Genomic DNA, 25,559 nt, shown 5'->3' on the forward strand with positions numbered 1-25,559 from the left:
AGGGAATAAAAAAGTATACCCTTTCTTAAGCCGATTTCTATTATACCGAATGCCAGCTTAATTGAATAGTGTTGTGCTTTACTTAAACAACAAGAATTGTATTTTAAAGACCGATTTTTAGAGGAGGCAAAAGTCATTGGATACTGGCACACATGTAGTAATGGGAATTGCACTCGGAGCGTTAGCAACTGTAGACCCGGTCGTGGCCGGAAGTTCTCAAGCTGCCATTGGGATTATGACAGCAACAATTATTGGTTCACAAATCCCAGACATTGACACTGTACTAAAACTTAAAAATAACGCTGATTACATTAGAAATCATCGCGGAGTAACTCACTCCTTACCGATGCTTGCAATTTGGCCATTACTTATTTCATCTATTTTATACCTATTCTTCCCAGCAGCCACATTCATTCATTTATTGTTATGGACATTTATCGCAGTTGGGCTGCATATTTTTGTAGATATCTTTAATGCTTATGGAACACAAGCGATTAGACCGTTTAAGGAAACCTGGGTCGCGTTTGGATTTATCAATACTTTTGATTGGTTCATTTTCGGTTCTCACGTAATTGCTATTGCAGCTTGGTTACTTGGTTCACCAGCTGTTCCAACCTTTATCACGCTATATATCATCTTAGCATTTTATTATGTAGCAAGGTTTGTAACACAGCGAATGATTAAACATGCGGTTCAAAACTTGATTCCCGACTCAGAAGAAATTATTATCGCTTCCACGATTCACTTCTTTCAGTGGCGCGTGGCAGTTACAACAAAAGATCACTATTATGTAGGTAGAGCTTTCAAACGAAACATTTCAATTTATGAAAAATTCGATCGTGTACCTGTGCCAGATAACGAAATCATTCGTTCTGCAAAGTTAGACAAAAATCTCGCAGCATTCATCTCTTTCTCCAAAGTATATAACTGGAGAATTGAAGAAAAATTAGACGGAACTTATGTTACTTTCACAGATTTACGTTATCGTAGTAATGGACATTATCCCTTTGTAGCTGTAGTGAAATTAGATGATGATTTAAAAATTGTCTCATCTTACACTGGTTGGATTTTCTCTACCGAAAAATTATACAAAAAACTAACACCTGTTAGTTTTTAAAAAAGGTCCCGAAAAATTTCGGGACCTTTTTATTATCTACCAGTACTTCCAACTCCACCAACACGCGATTCATTAGCAACAATATCCGTATCAGCAATGAGATATTTCTGGAAAACACCTTGTGCTACACGTTCTCCTAGCTCAATTTCTACAGGCTCTGTGGAAAAATTTTTAATGGCTATTCCAATATTGCCGTCATTTCCAGGATTACTATAATAAGAAGAATCAATAATTCCTGTCCCATTACAAAGTAGTAAACCTTTTTTGATGCCAATCGATGAGCGTACATGAATATTTAATACTTCATCTTCTTGCATGTAACTTTTAACGTCGGTCCAAAAAATATGTTTTTCACCTGGTTCAATGACTACTGTTTCATTGGAGAAAAAATCGTATCCCGCTGAACCTTTATCTCCGCGGATTGGTAAAGATATCGTTTGGTTGACAAACTTTCTACTCGCTTCATTTACAACTTCAAAACCTCTTACTTTCACTTGGTTGCCTCCTATTTGTTTGGATCTTTTCTTTCAACTTGATGTAAAAAATTACCGTGGCGCTCGATTTGCTGCCGAACATAGTCCGCTGCATACTGAGGGCCGCGATACGGATAGCCGGCTTTTGCGTAAGAGCTTTCGAAATCGGACCAAAGCATTTCAATCCACCATATGGCTTGTTCTTTATCTAAATGCGGATTTTTCGCCATTAATTCCGCTGTTAGTTCTTCTAAATACTCATACACTTCATTCTTCCTCCTCGAAACTAACCTCATTTTCCGTTAGGTATGATTGAATTGTATCATAAGAAAAACCTTTCTGCATTAGTGATGTTATCGTTTTTTGCTTAGCGATACTTGGTTTATAGCGTTTGTTTTTACGAATTGCTTTTTCTAGTTGTTTTTGTAAGATTTCCATTTCGTCAGCTGCATCTAATTCGCTGGTGACATTAGTTGCTGCCAGTTTTGCAAGTTCGCTTGTGTAACCTTTTTGGATTAAATCTGTGATAATTTTTTGTTGTAATGTTTTTTTGGCACTCTTATTATTTCGACGCATGATTTTCCGGGCTTGTTTTTCAGCATTTTCGACTTGTGCTTCTTCTGAATATTCCTGAATAACTTGACTAATAATTTCTCGTGTGAGACCTTTATCGACTAATTCTCGTTCAATCGTCCGTGGTCCTTTTAAAGTTGTTTTAATTTGTGTTTTTGTATATAGCTCGGCAAATTCTGCGTCATTGATATAATCCATGTCTGCTAATTTTTTCAAAATCGCATCAATTGCATAGCGCTCCATTTCTTGTTTTCGCAAGTAGTCACGAATTTCTTTTTCAGACCGAACACGATGTGATAAGAAATTAATTGCTTTATTCAGCCCTTTTCGCACCATGTCTGCTTGTTTTATTTCTTCTATTTTTGAATCTGTTATTGTCTTGCCTTTCATTAGTTGGAATCTCGCTAAAACTTCTTCGTCTACGCTAAAGTTGTATTTTTCGTCAATAAAAATGTTGTAACGTTCTTTATTTTTTTGTTGGACACTTATGGACGTGATTTTCATAGTACGCCTCCCTCTCTTATCTATCATACCTCAAAAATTGGTTTTAATACTACTAAAAAGGGAATATAGATATAGGATAATGAAGAGGTGATTAAATTGCATATCTTACTTACAGGGGCAACTGGTTTTATAGGTGATCATTTAGTACATGAATTAGAAAAATCCAATCACGAAATCTATATTTTAACTAGGCAAAAGCTTCAAAACCGCGCAAATGTTCATTATATCGAATGGCTAACGTCAGATAAATTACCTAACTTGGAAGATTTGCCAATAGATATTTGTATTAATCTTGCTGGGGCTGGATTAATGGACGAAAAATGGACAAATGATCGAAAAAAAGTGATTGTGAATAGCCGCATCGAAGCTACTTCTGCACTTTTATCAATTGTTAAAAAAATGAAAATAAAGCCTAAACTTTGGATTAATGCAAGTGCGATTGGAGCCTATAACACATCTAAATCGACCATTTATTTAGACACAGAAGAAAATCCTTATGCACCAAATTTTCTTGGGAAAACAGTTTATGAATGGGAAAAGACTGCCAGTGCCGCACGTGACTTGGGTATTCGTGTGGTATATGCTAGATTTGGACTTGTGCTTGGAACGGGTGGTGGCTCGTTCCCAATTTTCCAAAAAATGTTCCAAACTTTTACAGGTGGCAAATTAGGTAGTGGTCGCCAGTGGTATTCCTGGATTCATGTCGATGATGTTGTTGCAGCAATGTTGTTTATTTTCGACCATGAACAAATAAATGGTGTTGTCAATTTTACAGCACCCCACCCAGTGCAAGAAAAGAAATTTGCTGAAAGACTTGGTAAAAAAATGCATAAACCCTATAACACTCCTATTCCTAAAAGAATTATCAAGCTTGTTCTTGGTGAACGCGCAGTAACGATTCTTGACAGTCAACGAGCCTATCCAGAAAAATTAATGAGCAATCATTTTGAATTTCAGTTTGAAACCTTGCAAGAAGCAATAGATGACTTAGTTGAATAGCAAAAGCAGATTCTGTTTTATTCAGAATCTGCTTTTTTGGTTTCTTCAGCTAGTGGAAGATCTAGTACTATTTGGTTATTCGCAAGTGGTCGTTTTTTTCCAACAAGAATCATTAATTGAAGCATCGTAAACGCGATAGAGCTTCGTTTTCTAAAGGCCACAAATTTTTGTTCCCACTCAGTAACATATTTGGACTTGAAATTCCGTAATCCTTTGAATCCATAGAATCCTTGGCTGTAGCGGTAAACTAGTCCTGCTAAACGTTCTCCTAAAAAGGCAAATTTACTTTCTCCAACATTGGCAAGCGGAGCCATCCCAGCATTGAATGTTTGGAAACCATCTTCTTTTGCTTTTTCGAATAAATTTATGAACAGAAAGTCCATAATTCCAGATGGAGCTTCTTTTGAGTAGCGCATTAAGTCAATGGATGTCATTTCGTCGGTGTAAGACGGCATCATTGAAGCAAACCCTACAACCGTACCTTCTCCATTTTTAGCGATAGCAATATCTGCTTGCTCTAAATAGTAGGTGTCAAAGAACCCAAGTGAGAATCCTTTTTCTTCTCTACCATCCAGCCATTCATCCGAAATTGCTCTCAAAATCTTCCATGTCTCACTATTAAATGGTGGTTGAATCACTTCAAAAGTATAGCCTTCTCGCTCTAATTTATTCATTAGTGCACGCTCGCCTTTTTTCTTTTTACCACTCATTGTAAAGGTTTGAACGTCTACAAAACCTTCTTCCCCTAGCTTGATAAAATCAAAACCATGATCATGTAAATATGGAATCATCGTACCGCGAACTTCATAGAAGACTGGACGATAGCCAAATCGATCAGCATTTGTCATCACTTCTTCAATTGCTTCTTCCATTTTGTCCATATTACCTGTTGGTTCCCCCATGATGACCATTTTATCAGCAATTATTCGGTAAGCAAAAAGCACTTCTCCGCCAGCTGCCCAAAATAATAATTTATCACGTAAAAACATCGTATGGCTAACTTCATTTCCGCCCCATTTGGCTAAATGTTCTCGAACTTTTACTGCTTCAAACGGAGAACCTAGTTTTTCTTTTGTAGTGGAGAGATAAATGTAAATAATTACTAAGCTGACAACAGCAATGAAAACTCCAACGAAACCGACTAGCCACAAGTGCTCTGAAGCAATTTGTAAATAATCTGGAATTTTTTTGGAATGTTTAATATTAGGTGAATTATAAATACCGATAATAATATAACCTGCTAGACAAACAATAAATATAATACTGTCAATAATAACTTTACTCCACGTATAGACAAGTTTTTCACGATAAAATTCATTTCTTGCTAAGAATAAACAAAGTAAGACTATTCCTAAAAATACAGCTTGTTTGATAGAAAAAACACGAGCTAATGTATTGAAAATCGCACAGCCCAGTACTATAAATGTAATAATATATGCTTTTTGTGTTTTACATTCAATTCCACGAGCAAGTCCAAGAAGTAAAAATCCAAAGGCAACTATCGTAATTTGTGATGTAAACAAAAAGTTAAACGGCATAATCTTATAAAGTAGTGGCACATGGTATACCGCATTTGGAATCGCAGACGATAGAATTAATAATAAACCCGAGCAATAAACAAAGATAACTAAAAACCGGTGCGCTACTTTTTGTAAAAATAGCAGTGGCAATCCTTCCAAAAAGTCATTAACACGTTTGCCCGCTTTTTGAACAAAGAATAATAGCCCAACGATAAATGGAATAATATAATAGAAGATACGATAAAATAACATCCAGGCAAGCGCTAATTCTTGAGAAATACCTAATTGACTTAAGCCAAGAATCATTACTACGTCGAATGTTCCGACCCCGCCTGGCACCATGGATGCAATTCCGATTACAGAAGCAATAACAAAAAGTGGAAATACTTTGAAAATGTCTATCGGTTCACCTAGCATGACACCGATAATAGCGAAACAACCAAATGCAAACCCCCACTCTAGCAAAGAAGCTACAACTAATGTTAGTTCTCTTTTAAGAGGTAAGTCAACAAACAACGACTTACTCTTCCATTTTGTAATAATAAATAAAATTGGGAAATATAAGCCCCCTGCAAGAAGCCATGGCCAATATTTAATAAAGTGATCGGCAAAACCAGGTATTAATAACGTTGTAAGTGAAACTAAACAATAAATCGATAACCCTGAAACAAGGAATAAAGCGATTTTGGAGATTGCAAGTAAAATTTCTTTATGAGAAGCATTTTTCCCATAAAAACCAGCTCTTAAACTTGCTCCCAGTACGCCACCAAACCCGCCAATGTTTGTAAAAGTATTCGTAATCCATCCAGAAGCTACAACATGACTTGGTGAAAATTTTCCAGGTAACAGTTTAACAATCACATAGTCGTATAAAAGCATTGGTGTCACTGCTATTAGTCCAATGATAAACATAAGAAAGATTTGTTCAGGGCTTTGTGATGTTAAGTTTGCTTTTAAAGATGGGTAGTCAATATCCCTAGCAATACTAATAATTTCGAATACAACAAAAGCCATTACAAATGTGATAAAGACAATTTTTACTATCGTACTATTTTTTTGAAACCAACCATAAGCTTGCATTAATTTTTCTTTCATAATTAATTCTCCTTACTTCATCCATTCATCTTCTTTTCTTTATTCTTTTCCTGACCGGCGGAATCATATAAGCAAGTAACACGCCGAATAATCCACTTAATGTATTTAATATGATATCATCTACATCTGTTGAACGATCTGGTGGTAAAGATATACTTTCAAATCCAGTAATCATCGTTGTTTGAACAAATTGAAGTAATTCAATTCCACATGATGTAAGCAAGACAACAAGTAACGCCTTCCATCCAGAGTTAGTAATCTTGAAGTAAAGCAAAAAAAATGATAAGGGAGATAGTAGTAATATATTCCCGATAATCTGAATAATTGTCGGCATCGTTGGTAATGTTTGCGTAAAAGTATTCTCAATCGTAGTGAATGGAATCAAATTAATCATTTCTTTTTGAATGTGAAAATCGCCTGTGTATGTACTATTAACAAAGTCACCAATTGCGATATAGGCAACGAGATGTAATAAAATAAAGATATATAGAATAAAAACACAAAACCAGATAAAATCTAACCAATTTTTCAATTTTGCCATTTTGGTTAAAATGATTGTTGCGATAAAAAGCAAGCAACTATTTGCTATTGTATTCATTAAATCTGCATTATTTCCAAATTGTAATGCAAGCGATACTCCATATAAAAGATAGAGTGCTGGCAATAACAATACAAAAAAACGGCATTTTTGGGCTTGCATGTTTGTATTCCAACGCCTTCCGTTTCAAGATAAATTCAAACTCTTTAAATAACCTACTAGTAACAGTTTAGCAGATATAAAAATGAAAAGAAAGGTTGTTCATACTTACATTTTTGCAAGCTTCTGTAAGGTATTCGTGTTCTCATTTTACCTTTCCATGAAAAAGTGCTACAATTTCTTAATGATATTCGTGGAGGAGACTAGAATGAAGGAATTATTTGGATTACTAAAAGAAGGCAACAAATCAGCTTTAACAGCCGCTCTTGTCAATACGATTGTTTCGATTATTAAAGGAGTTACTTACTTTTTCACTGGAAATATTGCGATGTTTGCAGAGACATTACATAGTCTTGGTGATGCAGCAAATCAATTTTTTGTATTTATCGGTTCGGCTTTAAGCAAAAAAAGACCGACAAAACGTTTCCCACATGGTTTTGGTCGAATAGTTAATTTAGTATTGTTAGGGGCAGTTATCGTCGTTGGAATTATGGCTTTCGAGACTATCCGAGAAGGTTTTTCGCATATAATCCACCCTACTAGTTCAACTGGTTTCCTTATTAACTTAATTGTTCTTTTGCTTTGTACGGCCCTTGAATTTTCCGTACTTGTAAAAGCAATGCGCGAAATTGCACATGACGTAGGTTTAGAGTCAAAAGGATTGGCGTTGTTTAAAGATAGTATTCTTAACTTAAGTAAAGCCAAAGCTGCGACAAAACTGGTATTCTTGGAAGATTCGGTTGCAACTGGTGGTGGACTATTAGCGATGATTGCTGTGATTATTTCGCACTATACACCTTATCATCAAGCAGAAGGTATTGCCTCGATGTTAATTGGTGTAATGATGTTTATCGTGGTCGGAAAAGTCTTCTTGGACAATGCTGCTGGAGTTATTGGTGAGTCAGATAAAAGTATGCATCTAACAGTCGGTCAGCTAGTAATGAGCGACCCTGATGTTCGTGATATCCAAGTGTTAACCGTCTTAAAAGAAGGCGATGTATTTCATGTCGATGTCGAAATTGAGCTGGATCCACTGCTTACACTTGCTGAAGTCGATGATATTAAAGATCGACTAGAAGAAAATATTAGCAAACTTCGCGGTGTAGCGGATGTCCTCATTTCGTTTGATGAAGATGATGCGATTCGGAACTGGGAATACGGTGATGGTCGTTAGTTAATAAATAAGAGCCAAGTGTTGCCTTCAGGCGTTCACTTGGCTCTTTTATTAATTAGTTACATCTTCTGGATTAATTATCGCGAGCACTTGATGGTCTTCCCATGTCCCATTTATCCGAACATTTTTGACAGCCAAGCCTTCTAAATGAAATCCTGCATGTAAAAGCACCTGCTTAGAACGTTCATTTTTTGGCATTACCCCTGCTTCAATACGATGAAGGCCAAGAATATCAAAGCCAAAATCAACCATTAACTTTACTGCTTCTGTCGCATAGCCATTTCCATTATGTTCCTTATCTAGAAAATAACCAATAAACGCAGATTGTAAAGATTCACGCAAAATACTAAACAAATTAATGGTCCCAATTAAGTCGTCAGTATCTTTTAGAAATATTCCATAATAATATTCGACGTCACTTGCAGCAAAATCTTCTAATCGTAAAATAAGTGCCTGTTGCTCTTCCAGTGTATAAAAACACTCATCTCGTTCTGTAGAATAACCCGCAAAAAATGATTTGTTTTTCAAATGAAATGCTAACTTTTGATTCACATCTGATAATTGAAATGGTTTCAGATAAATTCGTTCCCCTGTAATTTGCATCCTAATCCCTCCAGCATTTTTCTAAATTATAAGATTGTTTTTAGGCGATTGCAAGCAAGACTCTTATTCATTTTTCGTCCATTACCCATTTTATTAAAAAATAAACCTTCTAATACGAATATAAGTGTGTTATTATGTTGTTGTTAGTTATTTTTATGTTATTTTTCTAAAAAATGGAGGTTTTTTAAATGAATATCAACAATGAAACAGAAGACGCTACTCTCCTACTTGATGGTTTGCTTCAAAACGTGGCAATAATTCGTTTTGATATAAATAAAAAAGTGATTTATGCAAATAACTTGTTTGCTGAAGCAATGGGTTATACAGCAGACGAAATGCTACAATTATCACATCCTGATTTATGTTTTCCAGAATTTGTTCAAAGTGCTAGTTACAAACAAATGTGGACGAACCTACTTGCTGGTGAAAAATTTCAAAATAAAATTGAACGTAAGAATGCGCGTGGAGAACGTGTTTGGTTTGAAGCTACTTATATTCCAATCATTCGTGATGAAACTGTTATAGGTGTAGCAAAAATTGCCACTGATATTACACGAAGAGAAGAAACAGTCCATGATTTTGCAGCAGGATTAAAAGTAATGGCAACAAATTTAAAAGAACATTCCAGTGTTGGAAAAACGCGTAGTGAATCCCTCCTCAAACTCGTGAAATCTATCACGAAAGAATCCAATGAAAATACCGATACTTTACATGATTTACAAACAGAAGCGCAAAATATTCACGGGATTATTCATACAATTAATGGTATTGCCTCGCAAACGAACTTGCTTGCTCTTAACGCGGCGATTGAAGCGGCGCGTGCTGGGGATGCTGGACGCGGATTTAGCGTGGTTGCCGAAGAAGTTCGCAAATTATCTAGCCGTGTGGAAGAAGCCATTAAAGAAGTGGAAAAAAGCGTAAATGGTATAACCCAAGAAATCAATACCATTTCAAGTGGAACTGAACGTGTCGAAGCAAAAGTGGAGGAAAGCCAAGAAGTGCTTATTTTATCTTTAGAGGACTTCAGCCAAATCGAGTCTGCTTCCACTGCCTTGGATCAAAATGCAGGTGCTTTTACAAAAATGATTTAAATAATTTTTTAAAGGAGCGAAGAAATCTTGAAACTCATTGGAAAACATCCTTCTGGTCGCGCCATTATTATTCGTTCTGACAACCAAGAATATTACTACGAAACTGCCAATAGTTTTGGAAGTACCACATCATTAACAAAGGCAAAAACAGAAGCGAGAGCAGAAAGTTTTACATCTATTGAAATGGACAGAGGATTACATATTGGAAATTGGCATTGGAAAGAACTTGGTTAAATAAAACGAGGTAGGAACATAACTAAAATTTAGCAATAAAATGGAAAAATAGAAAAGCAGGAATCATTGTATAGAGCCATTTTTGAAAAATGGAATAGACATGATTTCTGCTTATGTTTCTTTTTAGAGACCATTTTGTCCCTGCCTCGTTTGCTTTAGACATACAAACTAAATTCCCATTGCACTTTAAACGCAGTCGCTAAATCAACGGCAGTGACAAATTGGAAGTCACTCACATTGTAGTTTACGGTAAACACATTATCACGATGCCGAACCATGGAACTAACTTTATCACTAATCACATCTTCTACTTGTATTTAACTATAGCAAACCCAGTGAGTCGCTGTAATCGAATTTTTGGTTTCGATAGCCCGGTCAGCCTGAATCAATTATTCCCATTCTTGTTTTAAAGTTAAATCGAATGCCCTTCTCCAGCAACTCGAGTGCGGGCTGGTCTTATTTCTGCACCAACAGTCTCTATTCTTTGGAGATATTTTTCTATTTCCTCAGCTTGAATTTCGAAAGCAATATGATTATAGGTTCGTTCTTGCAGCGAATCACCTTCCATAATACAGACCCATAAGCCTGCAATCAGGAAGAATTTTTCTTTGGACAGAGAAAAAGTTACTTCTCCACTTGCATAAATTTCTTCCGCATCAAAAATATTCTTTAAAAAAGTGGTAGTTCTTTCTAAATCTTGCACGACTAAAGTGATGTGACTTAATCCGGAGACCAAAAAACACCTCATTCTTTTAGTTGGTTTTCAGTTCTAAAAGCACCACTGTTTCCACATGTGCTGTTTGCGGGAACATATCGACGGGTTGCATGTAACGTACACGATACTTTTTAGCAAGTAAAGCTAAGTCACGTGCGAGTGTTGACGGATTACAAGAAACATAGACGAGTTGTTTTGCTTCTGCTTGTAGTAATGACCCAATCAAGCCTTGATCACAGCCACTTCTTGGTGGATCGACAATTACGGCGTCTGGTTTGAAGCCTTCTTTCATCCATTTTGGAAAAACCTCTTCTGCCTTTCCGACTTCATAGTAGACATTTTCTAGACCATTTTTTTCGGCGTTTCGTTTAGCGTCTTCAATTGATTCTGGAATAGTGTCCATGCCGCGAACTTCTTTTACTTTTGATGCAAATGCTTGACCAATCGTTCCGACACCACAATAAGCATCGACTAAAGTTTCACTGCCAGTAAGTACGAGTGCTTTTTCTACTTCTTGATAAAGTCGTTCGGTTTGGAACGGGTTTAATTGGAAAAAGGCACGGGCAGATAGGTCGAATTCCAGTTCCATTAATTTTTCATGAATGCTTTCTTTTCCTGCTAACAGAAATGTTTCTTCGCCAAAAATGATAGAAGATTTAGCTTGGTTAACATTTTGCATAATCGAGGTAACTTCTGGTAAAGCTGCTTCGATTTCTGCAAGCATTTCACGTTTTTTTGGTAGTTTTTTACTATTTGTAATGAAAACAAGTTGGGTTTCGCCGGTTTTGACACCTGTTCGAACAACAAGCGTCCGGACAATTCCACTGCCTGCTTTTTCGTCGTAAATCGGAACGCCATATTTTTCGAGCAAATCACGAACAAAATTAGTAACTTTAATTGTCACAGGTTGCTGAACGATACAATCTTCAATTGGTACTAATTGGTGCGAATTCACTCCAAATAAACCTGTTTCTACTTGGCCACTACCAACTAAACGTGTTTGAAACTGACTTTTATTACGGTAACGCCAAGGGTCTTCCATGCCGATAGTAGCACGGATGTTTAATTTTTGCGGATCAATTTTCGTATGTTTTTCGATTGATTGAATTACTATATCTCGTTTTAATTCAAGTTGAGCACTATAGGCCACATGTTGGAGCTGGCATCCGCCACACGCCTCATATACTGGGCATGGTGCGGTAACTCGGTTAGGAGATTTTTTGCGAATTTTATTAATTTTTGCTTCGGTAAAACGGTCCCGAACTTTGACTGCTTCTACCACTACCTCTTCGCCGGTAATTGCACCAGGTACAAATACGACTGCTTTTTTAAAGTAGCCGATTCCTTCCCCGTTGATTCCCATACGTCTAATCGTTAGTGGGAATTTTTGTCCTTCTTCTACTGGATTTTGATTCATTATTTTCCTCCATCATTCCAAGTCTTCATTAATACTAACAAAAAAACAGCGAGTTGTCAGTAGTTTATGGCATGATTTCAAGACTTTCATCGACAATGATGCTATTTTCTACAGAACGAATCATCGAACAGTATTTGGGTGTTAGTTTTAATACTTTTTCTAATACTTGAGGATTTAAATCAGTACCAGTTATTTTAAAATGAAGATGGATAGCATGTATACGATTTTCTTCTTCTGGGATGCGTTCCATCGTTGCGTCTATCCATAAGTCTGTAAAACCAATCCGCTTTTTCCGTAAAATATTTCGAAAAACGATGGCGCTACAACCTGCTATTGACATTAACATTAGGTCGGCAGGTGAATAACCAGTCTTATTTTCATCAATTAAAAACTCCCCTGTGTCGAAGCCATTTTCAGTATAAACTAGCTTTAATGGTTTTGTCATACTAATCCCTCATTTCTTCTCTCTTATCGTACAAAAAATATCCTTATTAAGCAAATTAGTAGTATAATGAATGAATAGTCGGCCCAAAAAGGAGGCTACTCTCATGACGGAAGGAGTAGAAAAAAACGTGATTGTTTTAGCAGGAATGATTGGTGCTGGTAAGAGTAGTTATACAGAACTAATCGCGCGTGAGCTTGGTACAAAGGCGTTTTATGAAAGCATCCAAGATAACCGGATTTTGGAGCTATTTTATGCTGATCCAAAAAGATGGGCCTTTGCCTTGCAAATTTATTTTTTAAATACGCGTTTTCGTAGTATAAAAGCTGCGTTAACTGATCAAAATAATGTGCTGGATCGAAGCATTTATGAAGATGCACTTTTCACACAAATAAATTATGAAGAAGGTAACATTTCTAAACCAGAAATGGATACGTACCTTGATTTACTAGATAATATGATGGAAGAGCTTACTTTTATGCCAAAGAAAGCGCCTGACTTACTGATTTATTTGCGTGGGAATTTAGATACCGTTTTAAAACGAATTTCATTGCGTGGACGTCCTTATGAACAGGTTCAAGAAAATCCAGGGTTACTTGATTATTATAAACAGCTTCATAGCCGCTATGACAGTTGGTTCGAGTCTTATGATAAAAGTGATACGCTTGTCATTAATATTGACGAAATCGACATTAATGATTCGAAAGACGCCGAATATGTGATGCAGTTAATCCACCATAAATTAAAACGCTAAAACAGGCTTTTGCTGTTTTAGCGTTTTAATTTATTTCTCCTAATTGCCTTTTCTTTTTCCTAATTGCGAGGGTTGCATTTAACTCCCCACCAACCATAAGAATAATTCCAGTTAAATAAAACCATAACATCAAAATGATAATGACCCCGATACTACCATAAGTTGCTGAATAATTGGCGAAGTTATTAACATAATAAGCAAAGCCAACCGATGCGATAGTCCAACCAACCGTTGAAAATATAGCTCCTGGAAGCACACTAATTAACGTACTACGCCTATTTGGCGCGACCCAATATAAAAAGGTAAATACAACGAAAATAACAATTAAAGTAACGGTCCACCGAAGATTATTCCAAAAATCAAGAAAATCTTCCGAGAAATTTAAATGGTTAATTAGAAATAAGCCAATTTGTTGCCCAAATACGATTAATAGCAAGGTTGCTCCAACTGTCGCCAGCATTGCAAGTGTGAAAAGCATTGACAACAATCGCTGCATCACATAATTACGTTTATTTGTCACACCATATGCTTTATTGAGCGATTTCATTACGGCATTCATTCCATTAGAAGCTGACCATAGAGTCGCAATAATCCCGATTGAAAGCAATCCCCCATTTTTCTGGGTTAGTAAGTTATTTAAATTTTCTTCTAAGAAATCTAAAATCTGCTCTGGTGCAAATTCTTTTAACATATTAAAAACAGAATCTTTGTCAATATGCATGTAAGCGAGCAAAGTAGCAGCAATTAACATCATTGGGAAAATCGAAAATAACATATAGTATGCTAATTGTGCGGCGTTTCCAGATACATCATTTTGACCAACTCTTCCAGTTACTGTTTGCCCAACTTGAAAAATGCTACTTTGTTTTACATGCTTGACTGTTTTATTCCACACGTATATTGCTCCTTTCCTAGTCATTCATCTGGAAGTTTTCCCGCTATTATGGTAAAATTTTGTCTATTAGTTTGAAAGGAGCAAACAGATGAATCTTGAAACCCCTTCACAGGAAAACTTGAATTTTATGTTAACCGAAATCACGACTAAATTAAAAATGGTAAATGTTGGCGTTTTTGAAAATATCTCACTTGACTCTGTTGATTATAACGCACTTACTGAGATTTATCAGCTAATTAAACGTAAATCAAATTTTAGCCCGCGCGAAATGCAATTATTTGCCGAAGAGCTTCGCCGGATTAGAAAATAAAAACAAATTGCAGCCACTTTATCAGTGGTTTTTTGTTTGAAAATAATGGGTTCCAAAATCAATTAAACTACGCATAGCATAAATTTTGGTTGGTGCACCTGCAACCGTTGTCGGATGAAAATCCATTTCTTTTTCATAGGCTCGACCTAGCGCGATAAAGGCTTCACTATCATAGTCAATTTCTTGATACTTTTTCCAGATAATAGCACCATTCTTTAAAAAAGCGGCTTGATTTTCCACCAGCGGGAAAACATTCGATCGTTCTTCTGCCAAATGCAGTGATGTATTGTTATTGTTATCTACGCCAAACAGAATAATTTTTGCCGAAAGTTGATATAACTTTCCTAGAGGCGAATCATCTCCTAAGCTCTCTGCAAGTGGTTGGTTATGTACTATCCATCTTTTATCTTTACCCCAAGCACAAAAAGAATGGTATGGATGAAAACTTCGTGACACATCAGGCATCGATCGAAAAGTTTCTGCAATAACTCCCATTCCTCTAGTTGGTGTTACGAATGGATCAAATGGTGGTGTTTCCGCTCGGATAATTTTCCACCAACTTTCTGGAACTGGCGGATTTTCCCACTTAGCTGGATCAGTTAATTGCCCTGTTTGTGCTGGCATTACAATATTACCGTTTTCACCGACCGCTTCTTGAAGTGCCAAAATAACCGCTACTGCCCCGCCACAAATCCAATGTGCCTTTGACATGGAAGCATGAAAAATAATCGTATCTCCTTTCGCTATTCCAACACGCTCGAGATCTGATACAATTTTTTTCGTTGTGTATGGTTTTTTTGTCCGCCAAATGGCCATTTTTTCTCCCACGAGCTTTCACCACCTAAAAAATAAAACCAGATACATAGAAAAAAACAATCTAAGTAACCTCGGTATAAGCGAATTTACTTGAATTTTGTTCTAAATGCATCTGGCCAACCATGTTAATTAATCATTTTCACCTTGATATGTTAAAATTTCTGGGCCATCTTTTGTAATTGCAAGTGTATGTTCATACTGAGCCGAAAGCGAACCATCCACTGTTCTCGCAGTCCAGCCATTGTCGTCCATTTTCGCTTTCCATGCTCCCATGTTGACCATTGGTTCGATAGTAATAACCATACCTTCTTTTAAACGTGGCCCTTTTCCAGCAGCACCAAAATGAGGTACATCTGGTTTTTCATGTAACGTTGGTCCAACCCCGTGACCAATAAATTCTCGAACAACCGCAAGATTTTCCGCTTCTACATACGTTTGAATCGCATGACCGATATCGCCAATTCTTGAGCCAACCTGGGCTTGTTCAATTCCTAAATAAAGTGCTTTATGCGTTACATCCATTAAATGCTTTACATCATCTGGAATTTCGCCAACTGCATAAGTCCAAGCAGAATCAGCAAGGGCCCCGCGATAGTTAACAACCATATCTACCGTGACAATGTCGCCTTCATTTAGTTTTTGTTTGCGGGGGAAACCATGACAAATTTCGTCATTGATACTGGCACAAATCGCATACTCATATCCTTCAAAACCTTTTTGCTCAGGAGTTGCTCCATTTTTACGTAAATATTCTTCGGTAAAAACTTCTAAATCCCAAGTAGTGATACCAGGTTTAATGATTTTTTTAATTTCTTTATGTGTGTTTGCTAAAATTTTTCCTGCTTCTTTCATCTCATCAATTTCGCGTCTTGATTTAAGTGTAATCATTTCGTTATTTCCCTCCTAAAATTTCCACTATCTCCTATTATATCCCGAAACCCCTTAGAAATAAAGTAATCTGGAAAAAAGGTTGCAGTTTTTCTGAAGACATTTATAATAGAATGTATCAGTTAAAAAATGGTGGACTGGTTTGTGCCATTTTAAACAATAAAATTTTCAGAAAATGGTGATGCAAAATGACAAAAGTAATGATCGTTTATGCCAGCATGACTGGTAACACACAAGAAATTGCCGATATTCTAGGAGAAGAATTAGAAAAATATGATATTGAAGTGGAAATTGAAGAATGTATCTCGGTTGATCCAGAAGATTTACTGGAATATGATGGTGCATTAATCGGTGGCTATACTTACGATGATGGGCAACTTCCAGATGAATTTGTTGATTTTTATGAAGATATGGCTGATGTTGATTTTAGCGGCAAAGTTTGTGCTTCATTTGGCTCAGGCGATACTTTTTATGATGAATATTGTTTAACCGTTGATTTAGTTGAAACTCGTCTAAAAGAACAAGGTGCTATCGTTCCAGTTGCTGGTTTAAAAGTAGATCTTGATCCTGACGAAGAAGATGTAGTTCGCGCCGAAAGCTATGCAAAAACATTTGTTGACGCATTAAAAGGATAAATTTCAGACAGGCATTCCTCGGAGTGCTTGTTTTTATTAGTAAAAATTAAATTTAGCAAAAAGCACCGTACAATGGTTGCTTTACCACATTAATTGAGATACAATTCTCGTATTGAATAAAAAGATTGGAGTGATTAATTATGACCGTATTTAGTGAAAAATTAGAAAAGTATGCAGAATTGATTGTAAAAGTTGGTGTAAATGTACAACCTGAACAGAAAGTGGTAATTATGGCTCCAGTTGATGCTGCCCCACTTGTAAGACTTATTTCAAAGTATGCCTTTGAAGTTGGTGCAGAAGACGTTATTATGGATTGGCGCGATGAAGTATTAGGCGCTTTACGTTATAAAAATGCTCCAATGCGTGTTTTTGAAAACGCGCCGCTTCACCGGGTTGCTGAAAAAACAGAACTTGCTAAAGAAGGCGCTTGTTTTATTTCGATTACTTCTGATGACCCTGATATCCTTAATGGGGTTGATAGCAACAAAATCTCCACATTCCAAAAAACAATGGGCGCGGCAATGAGTGAGTTTCGCGAGTTAATGCAAGCCAATGTAGTAAGCTGGACGGTTGTCGCAGCGGCTTCTGAGGGCTGGGCTGCAAAAGTTTTCCCAGATTTAACTCCAGAAGAGCAGATGGCAACACTTTGGGAAGCTATTTTTGAAACAACGAGAATCAATACCGATAATCCCGTAGAAACTTGGAAAAATCACGACAGAACACTGGCTGCTAAAGCGGACAGTTTAAATGAAAAACAATTTACTTCTTTACATTATACAGCTCCTGGAACCGATCTTACCATTGGTCTTCCGAAAAACCATCTTTGGGTTGGCGCTGGTAGTAAGAATAAAAAAGGACATGAATTCATGGCGAACATGCCGACAGAAGAAGTATTCTGTTGTGCAGACAAACTAAAAGTGGAAGGCTATGTTTCTAGCACCAAACCACTTAGTTATGCAGGAAATATTATTGATGACTTCAAAATCACTTTCGAAAAAGGTCGTATTGTGGGAGTAGAAGCTGCGTCTGGTGAAGAAATTTTAAAAGATTTAATTGCTACAGATGAAGGTTCCCATTATTTAGGAGAAGTAGCATTAGTACCAGACCCTTCCCCTATCTCCCAATCTGGCATTTTGTTCTATAACACCCTGTTTGATGAAAATGCATCGAACCACTTAGCAATCGGCAGTGCGTATGCATTTAATGTAAAAGGTGGCGAAGAAATGTCTCGGGAAGAATTAGAAGCAGCTGGTGTTAATAATAGTTTAACCCATGTGGACTTCATGATTGGTTCTTCTAAAATGGACATCGATGGTGTAACCGAATCTGGTGAAGTTGTTCCTGTTTTCCGTAATGGTGACTGGGCGTTCTAATCCTTTTTTAAAACTTATACCTTTTGCGTAAAACCCTTGAGCATGATGCTTTCAAGGGTTTTCGTTTGTTAATTTTTATGATAGAAAGTGTGGTGCATATAGATGAAGTTTAAAACATGGGACATCAATTTAAAAGTAAGGCTTTTTGGGGAAGCACTACTCGATATTTCTTTTTGGATGGTCTTCCCCTTCTTAACAATTTACTTTTCGGAAAGCATTGGACGCGAACTCACCAGTGTTTTGCTCATTGTGTCGCAAATTTTGGCCGTTTTCACTGCACTTCTTGGTGGATACTTTGCGGATAACTTTGGTCGAAAGCGAATGATGAGTATTTCTGTTATTGGTGAAGGATTTGGCTTTCTTGTATTTGCGATTGGTGCACTTCATATAGTCGATTCACCTTACTTAAGTTTTGCTGGATTTACAATTGCGAGTGTTTTTATGGCGTTTTATCAACCAGCTAGCCAAGCAATGATTGCTGATGTCGTTCCACCAGAACATCGGACACATATTTATTCTGTTTTTTACATGATGGTGAACATCGCTGTTGTTATAGGTCCTATTCTCGGCTCTGTTTTATTTTATAATTTTACGACAGAAACATTACTCGCTATTGTTTGCGCTGATTTATTGCTTCTATTTTTATTACAAAAATTCGGCCATGAAACCGCGCCATTGGTAATTAATCCTGTGCTTAAGAAAGATGCTATTCGAAAAAGCATTGGCACAGTATTAATCGAACAATTGAAAAACTATCAAGTTATTTTTAAAGATAAAATCTTCTTCTTGTACATTATTGCTGGAATTATAATTTCCCAGTCCTTTATGCAACTGGATTTACTCTTCCCGCTTTATATTAAAGAAGTGATTGGTGCTTCTGACCTTTTCACATTCCATTTCACTGGTGAGCAACTGTTCGGTGTTATCGTCTCCATCAACGGTTTTTTCGTCGCTGCACTGACGGTCGTTGTAACTCGTTGGATGAGTCATTTTAGAGAAAAATTTGTCTTTATGAATTCTTCGTTCCTTTACGCAATTGCGATTTTCCTGTTTGGAATTTCAACTGGTCCATGGGGAGCTATTTGTGCGATTATTCTCTTTAGCTTTGCGGAATTGATGACAGTTGGTTTACAACAAAATTTTGTTTCACAACTAGCTCCAGAAGACAAACGAGCAATGTATTTCTCGGCGGCCGGATTACGCTATACGCTTGGTAAAGTGATTGCGCCACTTGCGATTACACTTGCGGCATTAATTGGTTACACCTCCACTTTTGTAATTATTGGTATTTTGGCTTTAATTAGTGGGTTTATTTATTTTTATATGTATGCAGAATTCGAAAAACAGCGCCAAGCTTAGCGAAAAAGCGATTATCTTTTATAGGTAATCGCTTTTTATTTGATTACTTTTTTTACGTTTTTTTTACGAAAGCTCCTGAAAACGTCTACTTTCCGGCGATTAAATTACCTTTTTATGTCATATTTGTTTAAACAAGGCATATTAGAGGAAAAAAGACTATACTGGTACTTGTACACCTAGAATCTGCTTGTTATTTTTATATAGAAAGTTAGGTGTAGGAATGTTTGGAACAACAACTATTGGAATTGATTTAGGTACTGCGAATATTTTAGTTTACAGCAAGGACAAAGGTATTATTTTGAATGAACCATCTGTCGTTGCGCTTAATACGAATGATGGCACAGTGCTTGCGATTGGTCATGAAGCAAAAGAAATGATTGGGAAAACCCCCACTTCAATTTCTGCTGTAAGACCGATGAAAGATGGAGTTATTGCTGATTTTGATTTAACTAGTGGGTTGCTGCGGGAAATTATGCGGAGAATTTCTACTAGTGGAATTAAAAAACCAAATGTCGTTGTTTGTACTCCAACTGGCGCAACATCGGTAGAACGTCGGGCAATTTCAGACGCGGTTAGATCGACTGGCGCACGTTCAGTTGTTTTAATTGAAGAACCTGTTGCCGCAGCGATTGGAGCTGATTTACCGGTAGCAGAACCAGTGGCAAATGTGATTGTCGATATCGGCGGTGGCACAAGTGAAGTGGCGATTATTTCTTATGGTGGGGTTGTTTCTAGTACATCTATCCGTACTGGTGGTGACCATATGGACGAAGAAATTATCCAGTACATCCGTAAAAACTACAATCTTTTAATTGGTCAATCAACTGCTGAACGAATTAAAATGGAACTTGGATATGCACCGGTTGAACATGTGACAAAGACAGCAGAAATTCGTGGACGTGATTTACTTACTGGTTTACCACAAACGGTTCAAGTAAGTTCTACAGAAATCCAAAGTGCTCTTTCTGAGACATTGCAGCGTATCCTCGAAGCGATTCGTAACACGCTCGAAATGTGCCCTCCTGAATTAAGTGGTGATATTGTAGACCGTGGCATTATTTTAAGTGGTGGCGGCTCTCTTCTTCAAGGTTTCCGCGACTGGCTTGTCGAAGAAATTGATGTCCCTGTACATATGGCTCCGAGTCCCCTTGAATCTGTTGCAATCGGAACCGGCAAATCACTTGTCTTCGCAGATAAACTTTCGAAAAATTAAAATAGTAAATAAGCAGTTGAGCCAGCATTTAGCGCCAGCCCAACTGCTTATTTATCTTGCTCAAACCGCTTATTTCTGGTAAAATTACAACTATCGCGTGTTATTAATTACATACAAGTCCCCTTAGTAAAACGGATATTACGAATCCCTCCTAAGGATTAAGTGCAGGTTCGATTCCTGCAGGGGACATTTTATCCTGTATACCTTATTGGAAGGTATACAGTTTTTATTTATAATATTTCAATTGGTAAATTCATGCCTTTCCATCCTTCGAGAGCACCGGCTAATTCATAGGCTTCAAAATCAGCGGAAAGGAGAATAAGTAAAGCTTCTTTGCCTAGAGTTGTTCCACCAGTCCAATCATAAACAACATAAATTTTATTTTTGTCTAATTGATTTAAGTGATTGGCTAAATCTTTTGCTGGCATAGCGATGGCACCCTTGATTTGGTCTTTTTTGATGTGTGCTGGGGCATTACGAACATCTAGAACGACATAACGGGAATTTTCTTTTCCGAGGCTTTCTAAAACTGTAAAGTGGTTGATATATAAGCTCAAATAAGTTTCTAATAATTCGATTTTCTTTGTTTGCATTCGTTATTGCTCCATTTCCTGGGTTGCATTTGCAGTACCCTGTTTTATTTTTTTAAGTAAATATGAAAATTGTTGCATTTCTTCCAGAGTTAGTTGATCAAACAATTGATGTACCGTTTGAAAGTTGATTGGTAAAAAGTCCTCTAATATGTTCATTCCTGCTTCTGTTAGTTGGACAGGGATAGCGCGCTTATCCACCGTGGAAGTTTTTTTTGCAATCCAGCCCTTTAGTTCCATTGCCTTTAATAATTTACTAACCGTCGCACGAGTTGCCCCTAGTTTCTCCGCGATGACAGAGGGCAATAGCTCCTGATTTTGTGCTCGCTTTAAGAACATTAGAATGATGAATCTCGATTCGCTTAAATTATTTTTATCAAGCACATCATCATAGACTTTTTGCATATTCCGATAGGTCCATTGAAAATCCAGGAATAATTCGGTGATTATCGCATCTTCCTCAGAAACATCATTCATTAGTTGAATTCGTTGGTTACTTGGTCGATCGACAAAAGAATAATTATCCATAAACAAGCTCCTTTAATTTGATTAGCTGGCTAACTATATTGATAGTATCTCATATCTTAATTTAGAAGTCAATCAATAATTAACTATTTTATTAGTCCCTATATAAGGGGATATTCGCAAAAATAATAAGACCTCCAAGGTTAGAGTAGCAATCTAACTTTGGGAGGTCCGCTTCCGTTTATTTTTGGTAAAAAGCATTGATGTCTTGGATTAGGGGTGAATGAGTAGGATTCCATTGTAATAATTTTTTTGTGATTATACTAGTCATTGGATTATCCGCAACTGCTGAAAGTGCAAACCAGCCTAAATAGTCTTCTGCTTCTTCACTCGTTACACTTTTTACCGGAATATCAAGATTTTTCGCGATGGTTTCAGCAATTTCTTTCATAGAAATCCCTTCTTCTGCCACGCCATTTAGACGCGTCCCAGCTGGTGCGGATTCAAGCGCCAAGCAAAATAAATGAGCTGCATCCGCCCGGTGGGTTGCTGGCCATACATTATTTCCCTCGTTAATGTAAACGGATGTTCCTTTTTCTGCTGCAATTTGTGCCAATATCGATGCCAGACCGTGCCTATCAAGATCATGAACACAAGGCGATAGACGCACAACAGCTGAGCGAACACCTTTGTTAGCTAAATCAATTACTTCATTTTCAGATTCTCCTCTTGGCATAGCTACAGGTGGTTGGTCCGCTTCTGTTCCTTGGCGTCCTAAACCGGAAATACCTAATGTTCCTCCTGTACTGATAAACGGTTTATCTGTATTTTCGAGAACAGAACCGATCGCTCTTACAGCTTGTAAATCCATTTCTACCGCTTGATCATACTGGCTAAAATCATTCGAAAACCCAATATGAATAACGCCATCTGCTGCTATAGCTCCTTTTTTCAAGACTTCTAAATCGGTTAATTCTCCTCTTAACATTTCAGCCCCCATGTCATTTAAAAGTTTCGCTGATTCTTCAGAACGAGCCAAACCAGTAACTTGATTTCCTTTTTCGATTAATTCTTTGACTACTAATGATCCGATAAAACCTGTCCCTCCTGTTATAAATACATGCATAATGTTCTCCTTTCGACGTTAAAATTTTTCCATTTGTCTTTGTATGATTTGTTTCTCTAAACCATTACTCAGTTTTCCGAGCAGATGGAATAGTTGCTCTTTTTCATCTTGCGTTAGCTCTGTTGCCCACGCTTCTAATTCAATAACTGCACTTTCTTTATATTCTTTTGCCTGTGTGTGTCCTTTTTCAGTAAGGTATAAATTAAACGTACGCTTATCGTTCAAATTTTTCCGCTTTTCTAAAAAGCCAGCTTGTTCTAATTTGCTAATAAGTTCCCCACTGGATGAAGAAGTAATTTCCAGCCGCTTCGTTATTTCTCTTTGTGTTAATCCATCTTCATCAAATAAATATTTTAAAATAATACCTTGGCGCGTGTTAATGCCAATCTCGTTTAATTCTTCCTTAGAAGAATTACTCGCTCGCATTAATTTTAAACATTGCTCATGACAGCGATGCACTAAAACATAGATTTTTTCTGCATATTTTTGCACTACAAATCGCACCTCGATTCTATTGGACAAACCATTTTTCGTTATATTTATTAAGAAGTCTTGATGTTATTTTAGTGCTAACGAACAAAAATGTCAAGGTTCCTTGATAATTTTCGTTTTTATCTCTTTTTTAATTAATACAACAAAAAAGACGTCTACATGTGATTGCAGACGTCTTTTAAATTATTTTATTTTTCAACCAATCTAAAGTGTTGCCACGGTAAGATAGTATCTAGTAAATAGCGTTCTTCTGGGACAATTCGAGCAACGATATTCGTGTTGCCGGAGTTTTCCATTTCTTGAAGCGCTACTTGCATTTCGCCTTTATAGCGTTCGTAACCGTTGTTGTCGATCGTTACGTCCCCTTTTGCGATTGTTTCTGTATCATGCGGCTGGAAATCATACTGTTTAAAATTCACGCGTGTCATTGTTGAACGAAGCACGTAGGCAGAAGCATCGCCACGATTGAAATGTTTTTGAGTTAAAACAATTTCTTTTTCTACATCAGTCGCACCATCTAAAAATTCAACCGCTAATTGTAACTCATTACGGTTTAGTTCGCTTAGAGCGCGTAACTCATCTTCTGAAGCAAACATATTTCCAACAATAATATCATCAATTAAGCCGGTGTTCCATAAGTCTTTCGCTTGTACGGTGATGTCCATGCCACGATGTTCTTCCATTGTTGGCAGCCCTCCATCTACAACAAACCATGGGCCAAATTCGCCACTATTAGAAGATACGAAAGCCGCTGTACGTAGGTTTAAGTCTTTAAACTGTTTACTTGTACGTAAGAAATGTTCTCTGGAAAGACCAGTATATTTTCTTGGGTAGAAGTTGTGACAGCCAATAATATTTCCTACATTTGCTTGATAAGATAAGATATTTTCAACATAACGAGTACCGTTACTAATATTTAATTCGATTTTTAGGTCTGTATCATCAAAAGACATCGCTGCCTCTTCTGAACCAGAAAAACCTAAATCAAGGCGTAATCCTGCAAGCCCTAATTCTTTGAAACGATCTAATTCTTTATAAGTGATGTTTAAAGATTCAAAAACCGTTGGATCAACATCAGCAATAACATCAAAACCTAATTCTTTCGCGCGTTTGCAAATTGTTTCTAACTTAGCAAATTCTGCCTCGTCATTTGCAGAAATTAGACAAGTAAAGATTCTGCTAAAGCCATATTTTGCTGCTGTTTCAATGTATTCTAACGATGCCTCTAATGATACATGTTGTGGAAATACGGAAATTCCTAATTTTCTCATTTGAATCATCCCTTCGAAAACTTATTTAGAACGGTATAAATCAACAATTTCTTTTGCTAAATCTTTAAAAGTAATTGCATTCATTAAGTGGTCTTGTGCATGAACTAGAAGTAAAGATACTTCAGCTTTTTCACCGCGAGCTTCTCCTTGAATCAAAGAAGTTTGTGAATGGTGTGCTTCTAGTAAAGCCGCTTCTGCATTTTTGATTTGCTCATCTGCTGCGTCAAAATCCCCTTTTTTTGCCGCTTCGATTGCTAGCATTGCGTCACTTTTAGCGTTTCCTCCGTGTACGATTAATTGCATAATTGTTTGTTCTAATTCCATTGTTTACACATCCTTTTTCATTTATCGAACTTGTAGTTTTTCCTATTCAGCATTTTCCTCTTGAGGTTATTGGTCGATCATTGCTAGTGCATCATTTAGCACTTTTTCCCCATCCATCGTTCCGTAATCAATACCATTAATTATCGAAACTGGAATCCCTATGGGGTCCAGTACGCGTTTTAAGTTCTTCTCTAGAAAACGAACTTGCGGCGCTAACAAAACGACATCTACATTGTTTCTATATTTATCAAAATCTGCTTCTGCTACTGCAATAACAGTGGCATTAACTTGCTGTTTTTCGATAGCTTCTGTCATTTTTTTCACGAGAAGACTTGTAGACATACCGGCCGAGCAAACTAACATGATGTTTTTCATAATTTATCCTCCTAGTTTG

General features: G+C 36.9%; 29 protein-coding genes, 1 tRNA gene and 1 pseudogene. 12 read left to right on the top strand and 19 right to left on the bottom strand.

Annotated features, from left to right (window positions below; all coding sequences use genetic code 11):
• Window positions 1–136 precede the first annotated feature (136 nt).
• Complete coding sequence (locus JL53_RS09430) at window positions 137–1,117, top strand: metal-dependent hydrolase (protein ID WP_038407481.1); 981 nt, start codon at window positions 137–139, stop codon at window positions 1,115–1,117.
• A 32-nt stretch (window positions 1,118–1,149) separates the two neighbouring features.
• Here the strand turns inward: JL53_RS09430 and JL53_RS09435 are convergent, their stop codons facing one another.
• The 3 genes from JL53_RS09435 to recX are packed head-to-tail and all read right to left on the bottom strand — an operon-like array spanning window position 1,150 to window position 2,667.
• Window positions 1,150–1,611, bottom strand: coding sequence for a dCTP deaminase/dUTPase family protein (locus tag JL53_RS09435; protein ID WP_003719991.1), 462 nt, complete (start codon window positions 1,609–1,611; stop codon window positions 1,150–1,152).
• Between the two features lie 11 nt (window positions 1,612–1,622).
• Complete coding sequence (locus JL53_RS09440; RefSeq protein WP_038407482.1) at window positions 1,623–1,856, bottom strand: YfhJ family protein; 234 nt, start codon at window positions 1,854–1,856, stop codon at window positions 1,623–1,625.
• A 1-nt stretch (window position 1,857) separates the two neighbouring features.
• A complete protein-coding gene (gene recX / locus JL53_RS09445) occupies window positions 1,858–2,667 on the bottom strand; it encodes a recombination regulator RecX (RefSeq protein WP_038407483.1) in 810 nt (269 codons plus the stop codon).
• Between the two features lie 96 nt (window positions 2,668–2,763).
• On the opposite strand from recX, the gene JL53_RS09450 reads away from it, so the two are divergent.
• Window positions 2,764–3,666, top strand: coding sequence for a TIGR01777 family oxidoreductase (locus tag JL53_RS09450; RefSeq protein WP_038407484.1), 903 nt, complete (start codon window positions 2,764–2,766; stop codon window positions 3,664–3,666).
• 17 nt (window positions 3,667–3,683) lie between these two features.
• Here JL53_RS09450 and mprF read toward each other — a convergent pair whose 3' ends face one another.
• Entirely contained in the window at window positions 3,684–6,281 is a 2,598-nt protein-coding gene (mprF, locus tag JL53_RS09455; protein WP_038407485.1) for a bifunctional lysylphosphatidylglycerol flippase/synthetase MprF, read from the bottom strand.
• A gap of 25 nt (window positions 6,282–6,306) precedes the next feature.
• Window positions 6,307–6,981, bottom strand: coding sequence for a VanZ family protein (locus JL53_RS09460; protein ID WP_003719995.1), 675 nt, complete (start codon window positions 6,979–6,981; stop codon window positions 6,307–6,309).
• A gap of 205 nt (window positions 6,982–7,186) precedes the next feature.
• Between JL53_RS09460 and JL53_RS09465 the strand changes: the two genes are divergently transcribed.
• Entirely contained in the window at window positions 7,187–8,152 is a 966-nt protein-coding gene (locus JL53_RS09465; RefSeq protein ID WP_003719996.1) for a cation diffusion facilitator family transporter, read from the top strand.
• Between the two features lie 51 nt (window positions 8,153–8,203).
• Here the strand turns inward: JL53_RS09465 and JL53_RS09470 are convergent, their stop codons facing one another.
• Window positions 8,204–8,755 carry a GNAT family N-acetyltransferase gene (locus tag JL53_RS09470; RefSeq protein ID WP_003719997.1) on the bottom strand — a complete coding sequence of 184 codons (552 nt, stop codon included), beginning with the start codon at window positions 8,753–8,755 and terminating at the stop codon, window positions 8,204–8,206.
• Window positions 8,756–8,943: 188 nt separating this feature from the next.
• Here JL53_RS09470 and JL53_RS09475 point away from each other — a divergent pair, with 188 nt between their 5' ends.
• Window positions 8,944–9,846 carry a methyl-accepting chemotaxis protein gene (locus JL53_RS09475; RefSeq protein ID WP_038407486.1) on the top strand — a complete coding sequence of 301 codons (903 nt, stop codon included), beginning with the start codon at window positions 8,944–8,946 and terminating at the stop codon, window positions 9,844–9,846.
• Window positions 9,847–9,873: 27 nt separating this feature from the next.
• The gene (locus JL53_RS09480; protein WP_003719999.1) at window positions 9,874–10,080 is read left to right on the top strand and encodes a hypothetical protein; all 207 of its coding nucleotides are present in this window, start codon (window positions 9,874–9,876) and stop codon (window positions 10,078–10,080) included.
• A 415-nt stretch (window positions 10,081–10,495) separates the two neighbouring features.
• On the opposite strand, the pseudogene JL53_RS09485 reads toward JL53_RS09480, so the two are convergent.
• The 3 genes and pseudogenes from JL53_RS09485 to JL53_RS09495 all read right to left on the bottom strand — a co-directional run.
• Window positions 10,496–10,816: pseudogene (locus tag JL53_RS09485) on the bottom strand (VOC family protein); the annotation flags it as partial.
• 16 nt (window positions 10,817–10,832) lie between these two features.
• Window positions 10,833–12,212: a 23S rRNA (uracil(1939)-C(5))-methyltransferase RlmD gene (rlmD, locus tag JL53_RS09490; RefSeq protein ID WP_003720002.1), complete on the bottom strand. Its 1,380-nt coding sequence runs from the start codon at window positions 12,210–12,212 to the stop codon at window positions 10,833–10,835.
• A 64-nt stretch (window positions 12,213–12,276) separates the two neighbouring features.
• The gene (locus JL53_RS09495) at window positions 12,277–12,657 is read right to left on the bottom strand and encodes an OsmC family protein (RefSeq protein WP_003720003.1); all 381 of its coding nucleotides are present in this window, start codon (window positions 12,655–12,657) and stop codon (window positions 12,277–12,279) included.
• Window positions 12,658–12,760: 103 nt separating this feature from the next.
• Between JL53_RS09495 and JL53_RS09500 the strand changes: the two genes are divergently transcribed.
• Window positions 12,761–13,408, top strand: coding sequence for a deoxynucleoside kinase (locus tag JL53_RS09500; protein WP_038407487.1), 648 nt, complete (start codon window positions 12,761–12,763; stop codon window positions 13,406–13,408).
• A gap of 25 nt (window positions 13,409–13,433) precedes the next feature.
• On the opposite strand, the gene JL53_RS09505 is transcribed toward JL53_RS09500, so the two are convergent.
• Window positions 13,434–14,303, bottom strand: a complete 870-nt coding sequence (locus JL53_RS09505) for a YihY/virulence factor BrkB family protein (protein ID WP_003720005.1) — start codon at window positions 14,301–14,303, stop codon at window positions 13,434–13,436.
• Between the two features lie 88 nt (window positions 14,304–14,391).
• On the opposite strand from JL53_RS09505, the gene JL53_RS09510 reads away from it, so the two are divergent.
• Window positions 14,392–14,613 carry a DUF1128 domain-containing protein gene (locus JL53_RS09510; RefSeq protein ID WP_038407488.1) on the top strand — a complete coding sequence of 74 codons (222 nt, stop codon included), beginning with the start codon at window positions 14,392–14,394 and terminating at the stop codon, window positions 14,611–14,613.
• A gap of 21 nt (window positions 14,614–14,634) precedes the next feature.
• On the opposite strand, the gene JL53_RS09515 is transcribed toward JL53_RS09510, so the two are convergent.
• Both JL53_RS09515 and map read right to left on the bottom strand, forming a co-directional pair.
• Complete coding sequence (locus JL53_RS09515) at window positions 14,635–15,441, bottom strand: AAC(3) family N-acetyltransferase (RefSeq protein ID WP_038407489.1); 807 nt, start codon at window positions 15,439–15,441, stop codon at window positions 14,635–14,637.
• Window positions 15,442–15,558: 117 nt separating this feature from the next.
• Window positions 15,559–16,317 (bottom strand): type I methionyl aminopeptidase, encoded by a 759-nt coding sequence (gene map, locus JL53_RS09520; protein ID WP_003720008.1) that lies wholly within the window; start codon window positions 16,315–16,317, stop codon window positions 15,559–15,561.
• A 188-nt stretch (window positions 16,318–16,505) separates the two neighbouring features.
• Between map and JL53_RS09525 the strand changes: the two genes are divergently transcribed.
• The 5 genes from JL53_RS09525 (at window position 16,506) to JL53_RS09545 (ending at window position 21,086) form a co-directional block, all read left to right on the top strand.
• Window positions 16,506–16,952 (top strand): flavodoxin, encoded by a 447-nt coding sequence (locus tag JL53_RS09525; RefSeq protein ID WP_038407490.1) that lies wholly within the window; start codon window positions 16,506–16,508, stop codon window positions 16,950–16,952.
• A 140-nt stretch (window positions 16,953–17,092) separates the two neighbouring features.
• Window positions 17,093–18,325 carry an aminopeptidase gene (locus JL53_RS09530; RefSeq protein WP_038407491.1) on the top strand — a complete coding sequence of 411 codons (1,233 nt, stop codon included), beginning with the start codon at window positions 17,093–17,095 and terminating at the stop codon, window positions 18,323–18,325.
• 102 nt (window positions 18,326–18,427) lie between these two features.
• Window positions 18,428–19,684 carry an MDR family MFS transporter gene (locus JL53_RS09535; RefSeq protein ID WP_038407492.1) on the top strand — a complete coding sequence of 419 codons (1,257 nt, stop codon included), beginning with the start codon at window positions 18,428–18,430 and terminating at the stop codon, window positions 19,682–19,684.
• Window positions 19,685–19,904: 220 nt separating this feature from the next.
• On the top strand, window positions 19,905–20,897 hold the full coding sequence (gene mreBH, locus JL53_RS09540; RefSeq protein ID WP_038407493.1) for a rod-share determining protein MreBH: 993 nt from the start codon (window positions 19,905–19,907) through the stop codon (window positions 20,895–20,897).
• A 117-nt stretch (window positions 20,898–21,014) separates the two neighbouring features.
• Window positions 21,015–21,086: transfer RNA gene (locus tag JL53_RS09545), tRNA-Arg, on the top strand.
• A gap of 41 nt (window positions 21,087–21,127) precedes the next feature.
• Here JL53_RS09545 and JL53_RS09550 read toward each other — a convergent pair.
• The 7 genes from JL53_RS09550 to JL53_RS09580 form a co-directional block, all read right to left on the bottom strand.
• Entirely contained in the window at window positions 21,128–21,490 is a 363-nt protein-coding gene (locus tag JL53_RS09550; RefSeq protein ID WP_003720015.1) for a rhodanese-like domain-containing protein, read from the bottom strand.
• 3 nt (window positions 21,491–21,493) lie between these two features.
• Window positions 21,494–22,015: a MarR family winged helix-turn-helix transcriptional regulator gene (locus JL53_RS09555; protein WP_038407494.1), complete on the bottom strand. Its 522-nt coding sequence runs from the start codon at window positions 22,013–22,015 to the stop codon at window positions 21,494–21,496.
• A 178-nt stretch (window positions 22,016–22,193) separates the two neighbouring features.
• Window positions 22,194–23,078, bottom strand: a complete 885-nt coding sequence (locus JL53_RS09560) for an SDR family oxidoreductase (RefSeq protein WP_038407495.1) — start codon at window positions 23,076–23,078, stop codon at window positions 22,194–22,196.
• Between the two features lie 18 nt (window positions 23,079–23,096).
• Window positions 23,097–23,570: a MarR family winged helix-turn-helix transcriptional regulator gene (locus JL53_RS15175; protein WP_052010592.1), complete on the bottom strand. Its 474-nt coding sequence runs from the start codon at window positions 23,568–23,570 to the stop codon at window positions 23,097–23,099.
• 188 nt (window positions 23,571–23,758) lie between these two features.
• A complete protein-coding gene (locus JL53_RS09570; protein ID WP_038407496.1) occupies window positions 23,759–24,841 on the bottom strand; it encodes a DUF871 domain-containing protein in 1,083 nt (360 codons plus the stop codon).
• A gap of 21 nt (window positions 24,842–24,862) precedes the next feature.
• Entirely contained in the window at window positions 24,863–25,165 is a 303-nt protein-coding gene (locus tag JL53_RS09575; protein ID WP_003720022.1) for a PTS sugar transporter subunit IIA, read from the bottom strand.
• A 66-nt stretch (window positions 25,166–25,231) separates the two neighbouring features.
• Window positions 25,232–25,540 (bottom strand): PTS sugar transporter subunit IIB, encoded by a 309-nt coding sequence (locus JL53_RS09580; RefSeq protein ID WP_003720023.1) that lies wholly within the window; start codon window positions 25,538–25,540, stop codon window positions 25,232–25,234.
• Window positions 25,541–25,559 lie beyond the last annotated feature (19 nt).

Origin of the sequence: Listeria ivanovii subsp. londoniensis, from assembly GCF_000763495.1 — a bacterium.
Classification (GTDB): Bacteria; Bacillota; Bacilli; order Lactobacillales; family Listeriaceae; genus Listeria; species Listeria londoniensis.

What these genes read in the sequence shown, in the direction of transcription:
- JL53_RS09555 (WP_038407494.1), bottom strand. Translation starts at nt 22,015, where the DNA reads ATGGATAATTATTCTTTTGTCGATCGACCAAGTAACCAACGAATTCAA.
- mreBH (WP_038407493.1), top strand. Translation starts at nt 19,905, where the DNA reads ATGTTTGGAACAACAACTATTGGAATTGATTTAGGTACTGCGAATATT.
- recX (WP_038407483.1), bottom strand. Translation starts at nt 2,667, where the DNA reads ATGAAAATCACGTCCATAAGTGTCCAACAAAAAAATAAAGAACGTTAC.
- JL53_RS09560 (WP_038407495.1), bottom strand. Translation starts at nt 23,078, where the DNA reads ATGCATGTATTTATAACAGGAGGGACAGGTTTTATCGGATCATTAGTA.
- map (WP_003720008.1), bottom strand. Translation starts at nt 16,317, where the DNA reads ATGATTACACTTAAATCAAGACGCGAAATTGATGAGATGAAAGAAGCA.
- JL53_RS09575 (WP_003720022.1), bottom strand. Translation starts at nt 25,165, where the DNA reads ATGGAATTAGAACAAACAATTATGCAATTAATCGTACACGGAGGAAAC.
- JL53_RS09465 (WP_003719996.1), top strand. Translation starts at nt 7,187, where the DNA reads ATGAAGGAATTATTTGGATTACTAAAAGAAGGCAACAAATCAGCTTTA.
- JL53_RS09475 (WP_038407486.1), top strand. Translation starts at nt 8,944, where the DNA reads ATGAATATCAACAATGAAACAGAAGACGCTACTCTCCTACTTGATGGT.
- JL53_RS09535 (WP_038407492.1), top strand. Translation starts at nt 18,428, where the DNA reads ATGAAGTTTAAAACATGGGACATCAATTTAAAAGTAAGGCTTTTTGGG.
- rlmD (WP_003720002.1), bottom strand. Translation starts at nt 12,212, where the DNA reads ATGAATCAAAATCCAGTAGAAGAAGGACAAAAATTCCCACTAACGATT.
- JL53_RS09530 (WP_038407491.1), top strand. Translation starts at nt 17,093, where the DNA reads ATGACCGTATTTAGTGAAAAATTAGAAAAGTATGCAGAATTGATTGTA.
- JL53_RS09570 (WP_038407496.1), bottom strand. Translation starts at nt 24,841, where the DNA reads ATGAGAAAATTAGGAATTTCCGTATTTCCACAACATGTATCATTAGAG.
- mprF (WP_038407485.1), bottom strand. Translation starts at nt 6,281, where the DNA reads ATGAAAGAAAAATTAATGCAAGCTTATGGTTGGTTTCAAAAAAATAGT.
- JL53_RS09460 (WP_003719995.1), bottom strand. Translation starts at nt 6,981, where the DNA reads ATGCAAGCCCAAAAATGCCGTTTTTTTGTATTGTTATTGCCAGCACTC.
- JL53_RS09550 (WP_003720015.1), bottom strand. Translation starts at nt 21,490, where the DNA reads ATGCAAACAAAGAAAATCGAATTATTAGAAACTTATTTGAGCTTATAT.
- JL53_RS09500 (WP_038407487.1), top strand. Translation starts at nt 12,761, where the DNA reads ATGACGGAAGGAGTAGAAAAAAACGTGATTGTTTTAGCAGGAATGATT.
- JL53_RS09470 (WP_003719997.1), bottom strand. Translation starts at nt 8,755, where the DNA reads ATGCAAATTACAGGGGAACGAATTTATCTGAAACCATTTCAATTATCA.
- JL53_RS09495 (WP_003720003.1), bottom strand. Translation starts at nt 12,657, where the DNA reads ATGACAAAACCATTAAAGCTAGTTTATACTGAAAATGGCTTCGACACA.
- JL53_RS09510 (WP_038407488.1), top strand. Translation starts at nt 14,392, where the DNA reads ATGAATCTTGAAACCCCTTCACAGGAAAACTTGAATTTTATGTTAACC.
- JL53_RS09580 (WP_003720023.1), bottom strand. Translation starts at nt 25,540, where the DNA reads ATGAAAAACATCATGTTAGTTTGCTCGGCCGGTATGTCTACAAGTCTT.
- JL53_RS09525 (WP_038407490.1), top strand. Translation starts at nt 16,506, where the DNA reads ATGACAAAAGTAATGATCGTTTATGCCAGCATGACTGGTAACACACAA.